Origin of the sequence: Alloalcanivorax marinus (genome assembly GCF_016785095.1) — a bacterium.
Lineage (GTDB): Bacteria > Pseudomonadota > Gammaproteobacteria > Pseudomonadales > Alcanivoracaceae > Alloalcanivorax > Alloalcanivorax marinus_A.
Map to the genome: position 1 here is coordinate 328,081 of NZ_JAEKJB010000009.1, position 15,647 is coordinate 343,727.

Annotated in this window: 11 protein-coding genes; 1 reads left to right on the top strand and 10 read right to left on the bottom strand. The window is 55.1% G+C overall.

Annotation, left to right across the window (positions count from 1 at the left end; translation table 11 throughout):
- Window positions 1-61 precede the first annotated feature (61 nt).
- A complete protein-coding gene (locus JF515_RS13220; RefSeq protein WP_203104902.1) occupies window positions 62-613 on the bottom strand; it encodes a hypothetical protein in 552 nt (183 codons plus the stop codon).
- 207 nt (window positions 614-820) lie between these two features.
- Window positions 821-1,126: a hypothetical protein gene (locus JF515_RS13225; protein WP_203104903.1), complete on the bottom strand. Its 306-nt coding sequence runs from the start codon at window positions 1,124-1,126 to the stop codon at window positions 821-823.
- Here JF515_RS13225 and JF515_RS13230 point away from each other — a divergent pair.
- Window positions 1,125-2,513, top strand: a complete 1,389-nt coding sequence (locus JF515_RS13230) for a Fic family protein (RefSeq protein WP_203104904.1) — start codon at window positions 1,125-1,127, stop codon at window positions 2,511-2,513. The genes JF515_RS13225 and JF515_RS13230 overlap by 2 nt on opposite strands.
- A 392-nt stretch (window positions 2,514-2,905) precedes the next feature.
- Here the strand turns inward: JF515_RS13230 and JF515_RS13235 are convergent, their stop codons facing one another.
- The 8 genes from JF515_RS13235 to JF515_RS13270 all read right to left on the bottom strand — a co-directional run bounded on the left by JF515_RS13235 (window position 2,906) and on the right by JF515_RS13270 (window position 15,415).
- Window positions 2,906-3,826, bottom strand: coding sequence for an RES family NAD+ phosphorylase (locus JF515_RS13235; RefSeq protein WP_203104905.1), 921 nt, complete (start codon window positions 3,824-3,826; stop codon window positions 2,906-2,908).
- Between the two features lie 87 nt (window positions 3,827-3,913).
- A complete protein-coding gene (locus JF515_RS13240) occupies window positions 3,914-4,666 on the bottom strand; it encodes a hypothetical protein (RefSeq protein ID WP_203104906.1) in 753 nt (250 codons plus the stop codon).
- A gap of 874 nt (window positions 4,667-5,540) precedes the next feature.
- Window positions 5,541-6,056 carry a TetR/AcrR family transcriptional regulator gene (locus tag JF515_RS13245; RefSeq protein WP_203104907.1) on the bottom strand — a complete coding sequence of 172 codons (516 nt, stop codon included), beginning with the start codon at window positions 6,054-6,056 and terminating at the stop codon, window positions 5,541-5,543.
- Window positions 6,057-6,099: 43 nt separating this feature from the next.
- Window positions 6,100-7,092 carry a RhuM family protein gene (gene rhuM, locus JF515_RS13250; RefSeq protein ID WP_203104908.1) on the bottom strand — a complete coding sequence of 331 codons (993 nt, stop codon included), beginning with the start codon at window positions 7,090-7,092 and terminating at the stop codon, window positions 6,100-6,102.
- A 221-nt stretch (window positions 7,093-7,313) separates the two neighbouring features.
- Complete coding sequence (locus tag JF515_RS13255; RefSeq protein WP_203104909.1) at window positions 7,314-7,955, bottom strand: HNH endonuclease; 642 nt, start codon at window positions 7,953-7,955, stop codon at window positions 7,314-7,316.
- Window positions 7,956-7,983: 28 nt separating this feature from the next.
- Complete coding sequence (locus tag JF515_RS13260; protein WP_203104910.1) at window positions 7,984-10,761, bottom strand: AAA domain-containing protein; 2,778 nt, start codon at window positions 10,759-10,761, stop codon at window positions 7,984-7,986.
- Between the two features lie 1,065 nt (window positions 10,762-11,826).
- A complete protein-coding gene (locus JF515_RS13265; protein ID WP_203104911.1) occupies window positions 11,827-13,614 on the bottom strand; it encodes a UvrD-helicase domain-containing protein in 1,788 nt (595 codons plus the stop codon).
- The gene (locus JF515_RS13270; protein WP_203104912.1) at window positions 13,607-15,415 is read right to left on the bottom strand and encodes an ATP-dependent nuclease; all 1,809 of its coding nucleotides are present in this window, start codon (window positions 15,413-15,415) and stop codon (window positions 13,607-13,609) included. Before JF515_RS13270 ends, JF515_RS13265 begins: the two co-directional genes overlap by 8 nt.
- Between the last annotated feature and the right edge of the window lie 232 nt (window positions 15,416-15,647).

Consider the following 15,647-nt stretch of genomic DNA (forward strand, 5'->3'; position numbering starts at 1 on the left):
GACTCCTGCTTTTGCAGCAGCAAAATTGGGCAGCGGGTCAAATGTCACCTGCAACGTGTTGTTAGGCACCGTCTTCATAAGGATCATGTGAACGTAAATTTGAGAATGCTTCAATGAAAAGCTTTTGCAAATTTGGAGGCGGCACAGCCAGAAATGCACATGCGACAGGCGAGAATGCTTCGATTGCCTCTACTGGCCCGGAAAACTTAACACCAGGGCGTGCGGCATGAAGGATTTCGAATACGGCGCTAATTTCATGCTGCTCAATTTGATGATCTAGGCGATGGCCAAATTTGTTCCGAACAGCGTTAACTTGAAGTATCCCAGGGCGAACGGCGGCAGCACTTGACCCTTGTATTGGAAGCAGCTTCGCCTTCTGAAAAAACGACAGCTTTACCGTGTGAATGTTTTCGATGTGGAGCTGTACTTCTAGGAACGTATTGAGAAACGATTCGATGATTAGGTGGGCTCTGAGCACACGACCAATCGCGTCGTGATCGACCGAAGCGAGCTGAAGAAACCTTTGGTTATGCCTCTCAAAGTCAGCCTCAATGTCCGCCCAGTGTGGCTGCAGAGCCTCCAGAACTTCGTGAATACCGTCGATATCTTTCATTTAGGTGTCTAACAGGCATTAGGACGACGGCGCGAATATCCAGTGAACGCGCCTGTGTCATATCATTTTTTTGAATTCCCCTGACGTAAAATAAAAACAGAAAAGTCAGCCACTTACAAACTTAACTAGCAGGCTTCCTCCCGATATCTTGACCAACTCTCTTCCCCAAACCCAAAAGCCTACCGCCGCTTGCCTGCCGGCTGCCTTTCAGGCGGCAACTTTGGGGAAGTGTTCACAGAGGACGAGAACGGCCCATTGGCGCAAGTGCATCGCACGCCAGGAGTTGACACGGGCGCTGACACTCAGCATGCCGGACTGCATAGATAAGCCTTTGGGCTTCATCCCAACGGTGGTTGTTTCCATAAAGAAGCCTTCAAGTTCGTCGTCACCTGCGGCAGACTCGCGGCCTTTCGCCAATCGCCTATGCGCAACATTAGCTGCGCATAGCATTGATGGCTGCGCATATGCGTGCTTTAATTGCGCATAAACCCCAATGCGCAACATACCAACCATGGCGAAACCTATACCTGAAAAAGAGCTACAGGACATTGAGGCGGTGGTCTCCGCCCACCCTGAGGGTGTCGGCCTTCAAGCCGTCCTGGACGCCCTTGAGCAATCATTGCCCCGGCGCACGCTCCAGTACCGTTTAAAACACCTGGTGGATGCGGGCCGGCTCATCAAGACCGGGGAAAAGCGGTGGGTCCGATACCTGCCCGCGGATACCGGGCAGAGGAACGGCCACAGCGTTCGGGAACCCTCACACGAAGAAACGGCGGGCGATATACCCGTCTCCCGCCAGGCCGCTGAGATCCAGAACGCCTTGCGCAAACCGCTTCGGTCACGCAAGCCGGCGGGATATCAACACAGCTTCCTTGACCAGTACCGGCCCAACCATACGGGCTATCTTTCATCCGCCGAGCGCGCGCATCTTAGGGAAATCGGCACGCCGCCCTCGGGGCCCCGGCCGGCGGGCACCTATGCGAAGCAGATTCTGAACCGCCTGCTGATCGACCTTTCGTGGAACTCCAGCCGCCTGGAGGGGAACACCTACTCTCTGCTTGATACGAAGCGATTGATCACCTTCGGGGAAGAGGCGGCGGGTAAGGCGCACGTCGAGTCGCAAATGATCCTGAACCACAAGGACGCCATCGAATTTCTTGTGGGTTCGGCGGAGGAGATCGGCTTCAATCGCTATACGATCCTGAACCTTCATGCGCTGCTGGCCAACAACCTGCTGGCCGACCCGGAAGCAACAGGCCGCTTGCGCCGAATCGCGGTCGGCATTGAGAAGTCCGTGTTTCACCCCCTCGAAGTACCGGCCCTGATTGAAGACTATTTTGATAAGATCCTGGCGACGGCCAGCGCCATCGACGATCCCTTCGAGCAAGCGTTCTTTATCATGGTTCAGTTGCCGTATTTGCAGCCGTTCGATGACGTAAACAAGCGCGTTTCCCGGCTGGCGGCGAATATACCGTTCATCAAAGCCAATCTGATCCCGCTCTCCTTCACGGAGGTACCCGCTGATATCTATACCGAAGCCATGCTCGGCGTGTATGAACTGAACCGGATCGACCTGCTCAAGGACGTCTTCATATGGGCCTATGAGCGGTCGGCGGCGCATTATACCGCCGTCAGACAATCGCTCGGCGAACCCGACCCGTTCCGGTTAAAGTATCGCTCGGCATTGCAAGACGTCGTCCAGAATATTGTGCTTGAGCGCCTGAGCAAGAGAGCGGCGTTCAACCGTATTGTCCAATGGGCGGAACAGAATATTCCGCAAGAGGACCGGCAGCGGTTCCGGGAAGTGGTCGAAAATGAGGTCCTGAGCCTGCACGCCGGCAACTTTGCGCGCTACCGGATAAAGCCCTCGCAATTTTCAGCCTGGCAGGCTGTCTGGTAGCTGAATCCATGAGCATTATCTATACCCGCATTTTGCGAACGGCGAGGCATGACGCCGTAATCCACTGGTCGCAACGCACCTTTCAAGATTTCGGGGTAACTACCCTCCGTCTTGGCTCGGAGCACAAGGATCGCCTTGGCGACGCCCGAGCCCGAACAGAATTCACCCACGACACCGCTGGGGGAATACTATTTTTGCATTCGAAATTCGGGACGTAATGACCGGGAAACCCACAAAGTATAGCGCCTGCTTGCAGGAAATATTCGAGGCGGTACCGTTGTCGTTTTTAGCCTCCCAGCCACCCTTTTACATGGCCCAGAAATCGCAAAGCATGAGCCCTTGCCCCCTAAAGGGGGGGGCCACAGTGTAGGCTTTGATTTGTTAGGCACGGGCTACCGTCGCTTGGTGTGCGCGTTCAGCATATTCAGAAGATTATTCTTCTCGTCTGGATCGCAAGACACCATATCAAATTCCTCTTTACTCATATTGTACATGCCAATCACTGCTGGATTGCCCTCCTCCCGCCACACAAAGTTCCAGTCGTCGTCCAGTCGCTCGGCGGATTTTACTATCGCAAATTCAATTAAACCATACTTACGTGGCTTTCCTATTCGGACTACGAGACAGCTGACGTTGTGGAAACTTTTTTCGGATGGTTCTGCTTGGACAGCGATATTGAATCCCCCGCGGTCCTTTACGCTCGGAAAGACAATAGCCTCAGCACTGATCCTCGAATAGATCGCTTTCCCCAGCGCTCGGCTGAACAGGTATCCGTTATTGGTGGCGTCCGGATCGGCGAGGACGTTTGCGAAAAACTTGTCAATGTAGATCTTCTTCAAGGCCTCTTGGCGAGGCATAGAGTTGAGAATCTTTGCGATAGTCATATCGGGGTCACTACCGACAAAATGCATGTATCCATTCTTCTGCGTATTCGCGTATTCGCCTATGACGGCCATCCGAATTGGAGAGTCGCGCTTAATTCGAAACCCTGCTAGCTGAACCAACTGGCCTCCCCTTGCACCCACTTCAACGAGCGCCGTCTCCTCTTTTGTGGCGACGTACAAACACGGCGAGCCAAGATCATTCAGTCTTCCCTGCCTAGCGAACCGAGCTGGCGGGTAGTGAAGATCAGAAATGTTCGGGTATATTTCACTCTCTACAATTCTCGCGCGCCAGAACATGCTGCCACGACCTAACTGGAGGGAAAGGACTTCATACTCGTTGAACAACGGATCAACTGCATAGCAAAACGCTGCTTCAGACTCGCTTGATAGAGCCTGCTGGAATATCTCTTCACAGTCGTCTAAAGTCATAAAGCCATGCCTAGCGACCGCAGCACGCGCGGCTGTTCTTGCGACAGCAAAATGGGCAGCTGTTCAAATTTCGGGGGCAAGGATTTGCTATGCATATGGCGCACTGAGATGGGCCTTCTTGATGTAAGTTTTTGCCATCTTGGTAACAAACTCGTGCCCCTCATCAAGTGACATAGCTGCAGTGTTGTTCTTTTTCGTTAATTCCTTGAAACCATGCCGCGAATCAAGCCCAGACAACGAAAAATTGTTTGATGTATTAGTGAATGCCTTCCTTTGATTCGTGACCGTTTCAAGATCAACGCTCTTCCCCTTTGCGAAAGTCTCTACGGCTTCCATCAGCTTGTAATAGGTAACCCAGCCCGGGGGCATGTCAAGGTACTTCAAGATAAAGTAAATATCTTTGTTCTCGGTGGCCAAGTGGATAAGGGGAAATTTTACGCTGGACACTTTCCCGTTATTGAACTCATCCACAATTTGCTGCCTAGTAACGCCAGGCGGCACGCCTAGTAAGGCAGAGATACTGGAAGGCGGTTCATAGGCAACCGACACACCCTTGTGCGCGAGTTTATGGATAGAAACCTTCCGGTAGTCTTTCTTAAAGAGGACAGATGCGCCGTTGAACAAGCTAACTAGCTCGTGCCCTATTTTCCAAATGACTTTGGGGTCATCTTCGCCCTCGCAATAGAGCGTGGTCATTCTGAAGTCATCATTTGGACAATCTAGCCAATCGTCAACGCCACCATAGATATTGAAGTAGAAGGTGCCCTTTTCTGAGGCCCTCTGCCTTAGTTCATGAGCGTTACCATCCAGCAGAAATTCCCAATCTCCAAACGTGCTCAAACTTCCCCCTTATGCATAACTGTTGCAGCATACGCGCCCTTGGCATAGAGCCGAAGGCGCAATGGAAAGGGTGTCGCCGTGCCTGCATTGCTTAGCTTAAGGTTGCGCTCAATTCATGGGCATCTTAATCCATGCTCGACACAAGCTGGGGGGCGATTCTTATTCAGCAAGCCGACCGATGCACGATTCGCCCACTCATTGACGAATAAAGATGCCAGTTCGATTTCAGCGCATCGAGAGCACCAAGATTCGCGAGTAGCCCAAGCAAGACGGAGATCACCAGGGTGAACCTTATTTTCCTGACACCACCAATAGAGTGACTGGCCGCCACTATGGTGTCCTGTATTTCCATCAAAGAAACCATAAATATCTGCGATGAGATCGCCAACCCGAGTACAAAACCTTTCTGACATCCCGGTATTGCCGCCAATATAAAGAGGACCACTCCGGAGTGACGGCTCTGACCTCCAGTCACGCAAGGTAATGAGATATACACCTTTGTCATGTGGTGGCCAGTCCTGATCCTCGCTATGGCAGTTCTGGAGAAGCTGACTGATTTTATATGGTTTTGACCAAACTAGCGGCATTACATCACCCCAAAGCTAACAGGTATTAGTACGCCAACTCGCATATCCAATGAACGCGCCAGCGTCATATCTCTTTTCTTGATTTCCCCTGACACAAAATAAAAGCAGAAAAGCCACCCACTGACAAACGCTTCAAACAACCCCTTCTCGGCATCTCGGCCAATCCTCTGCGCCCAAAACAAAAAGGCCGTCAACGCCCAAGCGCCAACAGCCTTTTAAGTAAGCCCTTACTAATTAGCCAAACGAGATAAATCGAAGCTCAAACACCTTCGCTCCGGCAAAGCGGGCTACCCCCCCTCCCCCGGCAACGCCAACCCAGCAATCCCCTTAGCCTTCTCCGGCGACACCCCCAACGCCTGCAGCACCATCTCCGCCGCAATACGGTCGGCGTGCTCCACCTCGCCGTCTTCCACGAGCAGATTCATGGCGCCCAGGGAGGCGGAGATGACCATGCTCATGGCCATTTCTTCGTGGGCGTAGTGGACCACGGTGATGAGGCGTTCGGCGCCGCTGTCGACGGCTTCGCTGACGGTGAGGATCTGTTCGGAGAGCTGGACAGCGAGTTCCAGGCCGACGGCTTCGAGCACTTGTTCGCGGGAGCGGAAGTCGTTGTAGACGGTGCCGTTGGAGACGCCGGCTTCTTCGGCGGGGGTGTTGAGGGCCAGGCCGCCGACGCCGGCGTGGGCGTAGATGCGCAGGGCGGCGTCGAGCAGTTGCCGCTGGGTGCGGGCTTTCTTTTTGTGGCCCCGGGTGAGGGTGTTGGCCGGGGCTTTACCGGTGCCGGGCGTCGCTTTTTTTGCCATGAGACCGCTCCAAGCGTGAGCTTGGCCCTGAGCGGGACTTCCTTCATTCGGTACTCGTCTCATCCTTGCTGGCCACATTGCTGTCATCCGCAATCAGGTTCATGACGAGCCGAGCCATCAGATCCTTGGCCTTCGGGTCGCTTTCGGCGATCAACAGCGTCAGGGCAGTCAGGCCCTGCTCGTTCAAGGTCAGGCGCATGCCTTCCTGGCGCAGGTAGAGCAGGAACAGGAAAGCGCCGGAACGCTTGTTGCCGTCCGAGAAGGGGTGGTTCTTGATCACGAAATACAACAGGTGCGCGGCGCGTTCCTCGCGGGTGCCGTAGAGGGGCTCGCCGAACATGCTTTGTTCCAGATTCCCGAGGATAGAGGCCAGGCCATCTTCCCGGTCCCGGGCGAAAAGGTCGCTGGCCTCGCCCCTTTCGCGCAGTTCGCCGGCCAGCGCATCCAGGGCACGGCGGGCTTCATCCACGCCCAGCACACCGCGGGCCGGGCGGGCCCCGGGCGGCACGCCCAGCGCGCCTTCGTCGTAGTCCTGGAGCAAGCGCCAGGTGCGCGCATAGCCGAGAATCAGACCGACCACCTCCTGACCGATGTCGGAGACCAGCTCTTGTCGGGTCAGGGTCTGGCCGAGCAGCTCCACGGCCTGCTCCAGCTCGGCGAGGCCCTGCCGGGCCAGACGGTGCTCGTTGAGGCTGTAGCCCTGGGTCAGATGTTCGCGGAGAACGCGGGTGGCCCATTGGCGAAAGCGCACGCCACGCTGGGATTTGACGCGGTAGCCCACGGAAATGATGACATCGAGGTTGTAGTGAGCCGTGTTGTAGGATTTCCCGTCGGCGGCAGTTATCCGGAATTTCCGGATAACTGAATCCTCGACCAGCTCACCCTCTTTGAAGATGTTCTTCACGTGTTCGTTAATGGTCCGAACGTTCTTATCAAACAGCTCCGCCATCTGCTTCTGGCTGAGCCAGACGGTCTCGCCCTCCAGCCGAACCTCCACCGGCCCGGCGCCCTCCTCAAAAATAACGATGTCGCTCACACAACCTCCTTGCCTCAATCATCGGCACTGACCATATTGACAGTACGCTACACGAAGGTACAACAGGCCGGGTTCGCCATTGATGCCCCGGTGTCCGTATCGGTGGAGGACGGGTGGCTATCGATTGTTCGGGAGCGCCTTCAGTGAGCGTGTGGCCCGGCTTTGCGCCGAGCCTTCTCGCGCCAGCGGGGTATGAAAAGGCAAGACTCGACCCTCATTGCTTACACGTTGGGGTCAACAGGCGCCTTGCCCTTCATCACCATTAATCGCGTCAGTCCGTCCCATTCATCAATGACAGCTGGATACTTCCAGGGATCTTCTATCTCTACTTCTTCAAGCGTCCATTGATTTCGGCCAAACTGACAAGGCCCACATGCCGTTACCAAGTTGCGATCGTCATTCGTGCCGCCCCGACTATAGGGCAATAGATGGTCGATTGAGGCCGCCAATGTTGTAAGTCCGAAATGCTTGTCCTCGTTCGTGGTGCCATCGCGGGCCTCTTGCGGACAAAACTTGGCGAATATTCGGTGTGCGCCCTTTACAATCACACGCGATCCACAAAACCTGCAGCGGTAACCATCTCTTGAGAAAATGGCTTTACTCTGAGCCGCATTTGGCATGCGCGGCCGATCTTTCTTGGGTACGGGAGTAAATGACGGGTTACTCTTTTGGCGGTGTATTACCGGGTTAATGGGGCCGGCAAGGAGGTATGCAAACTCCCTTAGTGGTCGCAGATCAGCCTGGATCAGACATTTCTGGCACGATTCCAGATCCCCGGAGAGCAAGTGGTCCGCCGCTAGCGACAGGAGGTCCGCAGCGATGGAGAACTCGGGGATAGGAGGCAAAAAGCATCGTCGTTTCATGGGCTGAGGTCCACGTCATGTCTTTACATTACGGCCTATCTATAACGCGATCGAAATCGGACACCTGCCAGCCAGCCGGTAGAGACGCTTCATCCTTGGTGCTTACCCCTAGTGATGTTGCTAAAAAGCGCTTGATCTTCCCTTCGATGCCACTTTCAACGGTACGCAGGCGGAGGATGGGGAGTTTGCTCTTTTGTAGAATGCTGTCCTTAACCGCGTCCCGCTCGGCCTGATCCGGTTCGTCGTGCGAGCCGCCGTCGACTTCGATCACGCCGAAAGGGCGCTTCCCTACCTTGAAGTACAGCACGAAATCGCAGCTGGCGCCGTTGGCCATGAACTCTTTCTCACGCGCCGTCAACTCGAGGTTAGCCGATGACGCCACCTGACTCAGCAAGACCTGGTCGTGGTACATGAGCCCATGGTACCGAGTATCGGATAGTGCTTCGCGGAGCAGATGCGCCACGATCTGCTCGGACTTATGTTGAGAATCCTCTGGCCGCAACTTGTCGTTAAGGCGCGCCAGGGATTCGTCGTACTCTTGGTACAGGAGATCGAATGCCGATACCACCGGCGCTCTACTCACATGCTCGTCCTGGCCGTAGTATTCGATGTAGCGCACCAAGGCGGCGATGTGGGCGTTGTTCGCGGTGAAGACGTCCTCTCCGGTCACCAGAGTGAACCGGTTCTTGGCCCTGGACACCGCCACGTTGACCATGCGGGGGTCATCGACGAACTCCAGCCGCCGCTGGCTGGATTGCTTCTTGTCCAGCACGGTGGAAAAGACGATCTCGTCGCATTCACGTCCCTGAAACTTATGGACGGTGTCCCTGACAAAGTCAGCGGGCAGGTGATTTTCCGAGAGCCTGACCTGGGCGCGGAACGGCGCGATGAAGCCCCGCCCCTCTTTATCCACCCAAGCACCGCCGGACGGTGCCTCGTCGTCCAGCACCTTCCGTAGGGATTCCACCTCTCTGTGATTGGTATTGCGTCGAGCGTGGTTGCCCTTGGCGGTGATCACCAGGCGCAGAGGCATTTCCCCTCTATCCTCCGTCATCGGCACCAGGGCGTTGTCGTAGAACTGCTGGTTGCAGAACTGGATGATGCGCGGGTGGCAGCGGTAATGCTCCTTCAGCAAGGTTCTGGGCAGTGAGTCCTTGAACACGTCTATGCACGAATCCAGCAGGCTGTGGCGCTCGCAGTCGTATTCATCCGCCGGAGCTTGAATGCCCGATTCCGTGGGGATGTGGGCCAGTTGGCGACTGTCGCCGACGACGATCAGGTTCTTCGCGCAGCCCAGTGCCAGTATGCCGGGGATGATGTCCTGCTGGGAGGCCTCGTCAATGATCACGTAGTCGAGGATGGCGCCTTCCGCGATGGAATTGATAATGGAGTGTGTGCTGCTGCCGAGGATCGGGAAACGGCGGACGAAGGCGTCGAACTGCTTTCGGTAGGTTCGCGCGTCGAAGGCCTGCTGCTTCGGCGCTCTCTCGCTCAGGTGATGTTTGAGGTAGCGCATCGACTGGGTCGTCAAAGCGTCCAGCAAATCTGTGAACCGAGCGCGCGCCAGTGACTTCCGGCAGGCCTCCCATTCGGCCTGCCTCTCCCGTAGCGATTGATCGTAGTAGTGCATCTGGAGGGCATGAAAAGCCGACAGGCGAACGTCCTCGGCGAAGGGTCGGACACGGAAAATCCTGAACTTGAACAGCAGTACCATACGGTCTTTTAGCCGGACCGGTGCGTCTCCCAGGTAAGAGAGGTAAGCCATAAGATCCGTGGTCTGGCGTGGCGACAAACCGTACTTCCCCAGTGAGGTGGCCGGCTCAATCCCGTTCTCTTGCATGCATTGCTGTAAGTGGCCGCGCTCAATCTTTATCTCGTCAATCTCCGCCTGAAGCTGCGCCGCTCGGTTCTGGTCGTGGAGATGTTGCTTCAGGGTAGAGAGCACCGTCTGAATGTTATCCAGAGTCGGCGCTGGCTCGGGCTGAGGTTCAGCGATTGGCCAGGGAGGGAGCTCGCTGAAGAAAGCTTCTCGATTCTCTTTGCTGCCCACCTTGGCGACCAGGTGGTCCAAGCCACATTTTTCCAGCTTCTCATAGACGTTACTGACCGCCGAGTTGTTATTCGATAGCACCGCCACCGTCTTACCACGAAGCAGGATATTGGCAAGAATGTTCAGGATGGTTTGCGTCTTGCCCGTGCCGGGCGGCCCTTCAACCATGCTGATCTGCGCGCTAAACGCCCGCTCCACCGCCGTCAGCTGGCTTTCGTTAAGGCCGAAGGGAAAGATGAGCCCCTCACCCGGCTCCTGGGCGGCATTATGTCCGGTGCAGTAGGCGTGCAAGGCGGTGTCCGCACAGGCGGGAAGCTTCTCCAGCTGACGGACGATATTGGCCGCCATGTCGCGCTGCGTCTGAGAACTCGCTCGATCCTGCCTGGCGCTCGCCACCTCGGTGAGATACTCGAAGACCGGCGATTCCTTCATCTCGGTCGGCGGGACGAAGGCCACCTCATCGGCATTGTGGACGTAGGGCCTTTCGGTACCCGGATAGTACACGACCGCATATCGATCACCGTAAATGGTGGCCTTTTCAATGGGGCGGACCACCGAGCTGCCGGATTTTCTCAGAAGCGCACAGCCTAGCTCACGGGTGGGCACCACCCGGCACTCGCTAAGAGGGCGAGTGAAAGTCTTTTTTGAAGGGAAGTAACACGTCAGTTGGAGCGAGTTATATTTCTCGCTCCAGCGTATACGCCAGTCACTGATTTGCTTGGTTTTGTCTTGTTCACCGACGTAGATTGAAACCATGGATTCTTATTCCGTACCCCGCCGTCTCCGATAAACACTTATCGGCTGATAGCCATCGTTCCTAAAGTTCAACAAAAGACCGGCGACCAAGCCAGTTTCGGCAGCACCTTGTCCAATTCCACCACCGGCCAGTATAGTCGTGATTGCCGCCGATATGCCGATAGGTCTCACCTTGAGGATCGAACAGGCGCAGCGCCCGAAACGCTGTTCGTAGTCAGTTCACGGCAACTCCTATAAACCAATGGCACACAACGTCTGGGCTAAAAGCACGCCATCTTTGTAATGAAGGCTCCGCCGCGACGGGAAGACCATCGCCGCAGCTTATTTTATTAATTCTGAAAAATATCGAGAAACACACTGTCAAGCCTAAGAACATCTAAACGTGATTCTAAAGATACTGCCGTTTTCTCCAGAGACTCGGAAAACCCTAGATCATTCAAACCGACTGAGTTTCGTTCGTTATAATAGTATAGGTTTAACAAATACAATGCCGACAGAGCGTTCAGGACATTTACCAAATTGGCGTCTTTGAAATTTGCGCCCCGGTTGTGCTTTACACCATTATGCTTTTTCCACCAAACTGGCGCGGACCTTGGCTCCCAACCCGAAAATGGCGTCATCGAGATCCCAGACCTCTGAAGCTTGACAGTTTCGGAACAAAGCCTCTTATTTGAGGAAACAGCTACTTCAGCGTACTCATTGATCTTTGATGGATTAGAGCTTGCGTCGAGCAGCTTGCAGTAAGCTTTTAGAAGTACATCAATCTCGGAGCATATAGCCAAGTATAAGCGTGTAAGCTCTACAGAATAAACTGAAAAATTGTGTTCAGAGGGCTCTATATACCGGAAAATTCGATCAATATCTTCCTCGAACGAGAGGTAATACTGCCAATAGTTAACCTCCACCACGCCTCCTCGGGAGGAATAACGCCCACTTCATCGCTCTTTTTGGATAGCACATCACCTTTCCTCATGCTCTCCGCTCTCGGCAAAATTCCTTTGTTCACAGCTTAGGCACCATACTCAGGTACAAGGTCAGACATTCTTGGGCGCCTTTGCCTTTGGACTATTCATAAGCGTTCAGCCGCTCCTCGACTTCCTTCACAAACAGCGATGGAATATTGGCTGTGTACATCATATGCAGTTCCTTTTTCGCACGCGTAAAACCCACATAGAATAGCCTCCGCCACTCCAAGAGCCGCTTTTCACTTTGGTTATGCCACGGGATAACCCCATCGTTCATACCGAACATGATAACAACCTCGAACTCACGCCCCTTCGCACTATGAAGCGTTGAAAGGCGAATATAGTTCTCTCCCTCGCCCCTTCCTGCAAACTGCCCCAAGGTCATCTCTGCGCAATCGCCATCGGGCTCGGTACGTCCGATAAAGGCACCAAGGGTTTCGCGCTCGTCCTTCATTGTTCGGCATCTCTCAAGATAGTCCGCAATTGACTCCCGTCGCACTTCAACAAGCCACCGATGGAGCAGAACGGCACTATCCCGTCGTTCCCACAGTACCTTTAGCAACCGCCGCTGAAATGAAAGAACCTTATCATCCGTGGTCAAGGCTTCTGAAAAAATGCGCAGCCCGTCATTCATGAGAGTGCTGAGCTGCGGCGCACCAGTGCGCCAACCTTCGCAGCACCACTCGGCGCATTGTTCCAACCAGCGCATCAGGCGGCTCGATCGAGGGTAAAGAGAATTCCCATCTGTCCTTATCACCGCTAGGTCGTGGTTCTGCGCGGCGCTCGCCAGCGCATCGCCTATAGCTGCCGTCGGGTACAAAATGGCGATATCGGCGAGCCGCAAATCGGGCATGCGTTCCCTGATTTCGGGAAGCAGCGAAGAAAAGAGATTATCTGCCTGGTGGTGGCGGCTGCCTGTTCGGGGATGGAAATGTATCGCCCCTTCATCCGCTCCCTCGGCAGCTGCATAGTTGCGGTCTTCACCGAGAGCATAGTGCGAGGCAGTCACGATCCGAGATCCGCAACGATAGTTCAGACGCAGGTGGACAGTCTCAACATCGTCGCGTTGTGAAAGCTGCTGAAGCAGATCCGGACGTGCCCCAGTGAATCCGTAGATAGACTGATCCGGGTCACCAACAGCGAACAGACGCATCCCGGCACCAAAGCAGAGCCCCAAGACCATGCGGTGCAACGCGCGGCCCAAATCTTGATACTCGTCGACGACCAGGACCGGGTACTTTGCAAGAAGGGCGCGCTGAAGCCATTCATTGGCGCGCAGCGCTTGTACTGCCAGAAGGGGCATGTCGTCAAAGTCGATGAGCCCCATAGCCCTCAACTCGTCCTCAAAGGCTTCAACGAGCAACGCCAATTCGGGGTCACGCTCACGCCACTGGGCACTACTTCGGTTTAGGAATGCTCTGCGATAATTACCCATCCTGAAGTCCCATCTCTGCGGGTTATCAGGGCCCCCGATGACTCTTCTGTAGGCGCGTTCAAGCGCGCGGGCCCGCTCACTTTGCGTCGCAACGCTGAACTCGTCGGGAAGGCCAAGCCCCGCCACCTTTGCGTATGGCAGTACGATCTGAGTCAGCGAGAACGAATGGACTGTGCCGATGAAGACACGGCCGCCAGGTTCGATTCCGAGGGCCGCCAATCGGCTCTCCAGCTCCCGCGCGCACTCATTGTTGTAGGTGATGCACGCGACACCGCGCGGTTCCTGGACATCCTCGGCCAGGAGGCGTGCGAGCTTTACCGTAAGGGTCTTTGTCTTACCACTGCCCGGGCCTGCCAGGACAACGCAATGGCCGTGGGAATCGTAAGCCGCCCACTGTCCGGGATTCCGATACAGCGATTCCGCTGCCTGTAGATAAAGCGCTCGCTCAGACACGATCTGCTACGAACTCAATGGCGCCCATTATATAGGCGGGCGGCTCAATGCCCTCTATACGAGAAGCAAGGCGCTGCGCGAAGCGCCCCTTGCCAACGGCTTCGATCAGCTTGAGATAGTTCTCGACATTCAGAGTATCCGGGTCGGCCTCCCAGCCATCGATCCAGCTTCGCCGTTCCTGACTCCATTTATGTTCCCTCAGTACCGCAATAATTTCGGCTTTGAAGCCCTCTTTCCTGAAAAGATCGACTTCAAGGGTATGCGTGTTTGTGAACACGCCAAAGTCCTCGCATCTGTCGCCAAAATCGTCCTCATCCGCCTCCTTCGCGAGTTTTTTGAGCTTATCCACCACCTCGGCGGGGTCCTCACCCGTCCTCTCATGCTCAATGGCCGCGATTAGTTTCAAAGCACGGTTCATACCGAGAGGATTTTTACCTTGAACGGGGTCCCAGTCAGTGACAATCGAGAATGGCACATCAAGCGCGGTCAGGAACCTCGCGTAGGGCTCAAAGTTCGTGCCAGCAACGGAGCAAACCGTAATGCCGGCGTGATCGAGTGGATGGCCTATTGTTTCAGCAAGCACCGGGAGCAGAAACTTCTCGGCATCACCTTCGACCAGGATGATGCCGCGGGCGAACATAATCTCCGCCCTTGTGACATCGAGGTAACGGGCAAGATCCTCTTCATCGGCATCAGAAAGGGAGATGCCTGCTGTGGAATGTCCGACTGTCCCATTGCTTACAGTCTCCTTAAGCAGCACGAGGGAGCGCAGCGGCGCAACGCTCGCAATGTGCGGCGAGTGCGTGGTCAGCAAGATCGAGAGAGGATTATTCTCGTCATCCTCACCAATATCCTTGAAAAGATCTCGGTAGACAGACCGCTGCAAATGCGGATGCAAATGGGCTTCTGGCTCTTCGATCGCCAGGAGTGTGTGATCCCGCAAGTTCTCATTCATCTGGCGTTGCAGTTCGAGGCTTTTCAGAGTGAGGAAAACAATGTTTGCAGAACCAAGACTGGCCTCGTTGATCGCTCTTTGGCCATCATCAATCAGTAATCTTATGTTGCGGTAGAGCCGCGTGGCCTCTGTAGCACTGAACCCGAGGCGGGGTTTGATATCTTGTTTAGGGCCGCTCATCTCCGCGAATCGCGTACCGAGCTTCTCCTCCAACTCCTTCACTGCCCCAAAGTCGCCAAGTCGGGCCGTCGCCGCCTGAACTGCGTCCTTTATCTCCTCAAGGTCGTCCCGCTCGACGCCACTGAACGCGCTTTCGATTAGCGGTCGCAACGGCGACCGGCGCCAGATAGCAAGATCGCTCTCCGCATCCCGGAGCGCGGGAAGCACCTCCATCATAATCCGACGTCGCCGCGCATACCGGAACGCCTTCGTGTCGCTCTCTCCCCCATAGCAGACGAACTCATAGTCATCCTCTGACGCTGGCGGGCCTTGCAGATCACCTCTGGGCCGGAACTCGTATGTGAGGCGTACCGTCTCCGGGTCGTCATCAAGACGGAAATCGGTCAATTGCGCCAGGACGTCCAAGTCGTCCTCAAAGTCCTTGATCTCGACGGCCACAACGATCTTGTCGTCTTCGCCCGGTTCTTCTAACCCGTCCCAGAAGTCGTCCAGACCGAGTTGGCGGGCACTGTCAGGGAGTGTTGGATCGAATATCAGGCGGAGCGCGTAGAGAAGGTTGCTTTTGCCGACCCGGTTTTCGCCGACCACAACAATGTTGCCTTCAAGCGCGACATTAAGGCTAGAGAAATTCCTGAAGTTCTCGATTTTTATTCGTGACAAATACATTGGGCGCCCAATCTTTCCTAGTATTCGATATAAGTACGACCGGCCGCCTGCGTTCGATAGCCTTGGTTCGAAGCTTTGCCGTCCACCGCCCAAAGTAGCGGCGCGTTAGCGCGTCCAGCCCGAGGGGGCAATGCTGCCTTTGCTTGTTCGATGATTTAACCGTAAACCCATGTGCCATTTTGATTTTTTTGGCTCCAGCGTAACCCTAATATTCTCTCTTTTCAGTCATAGT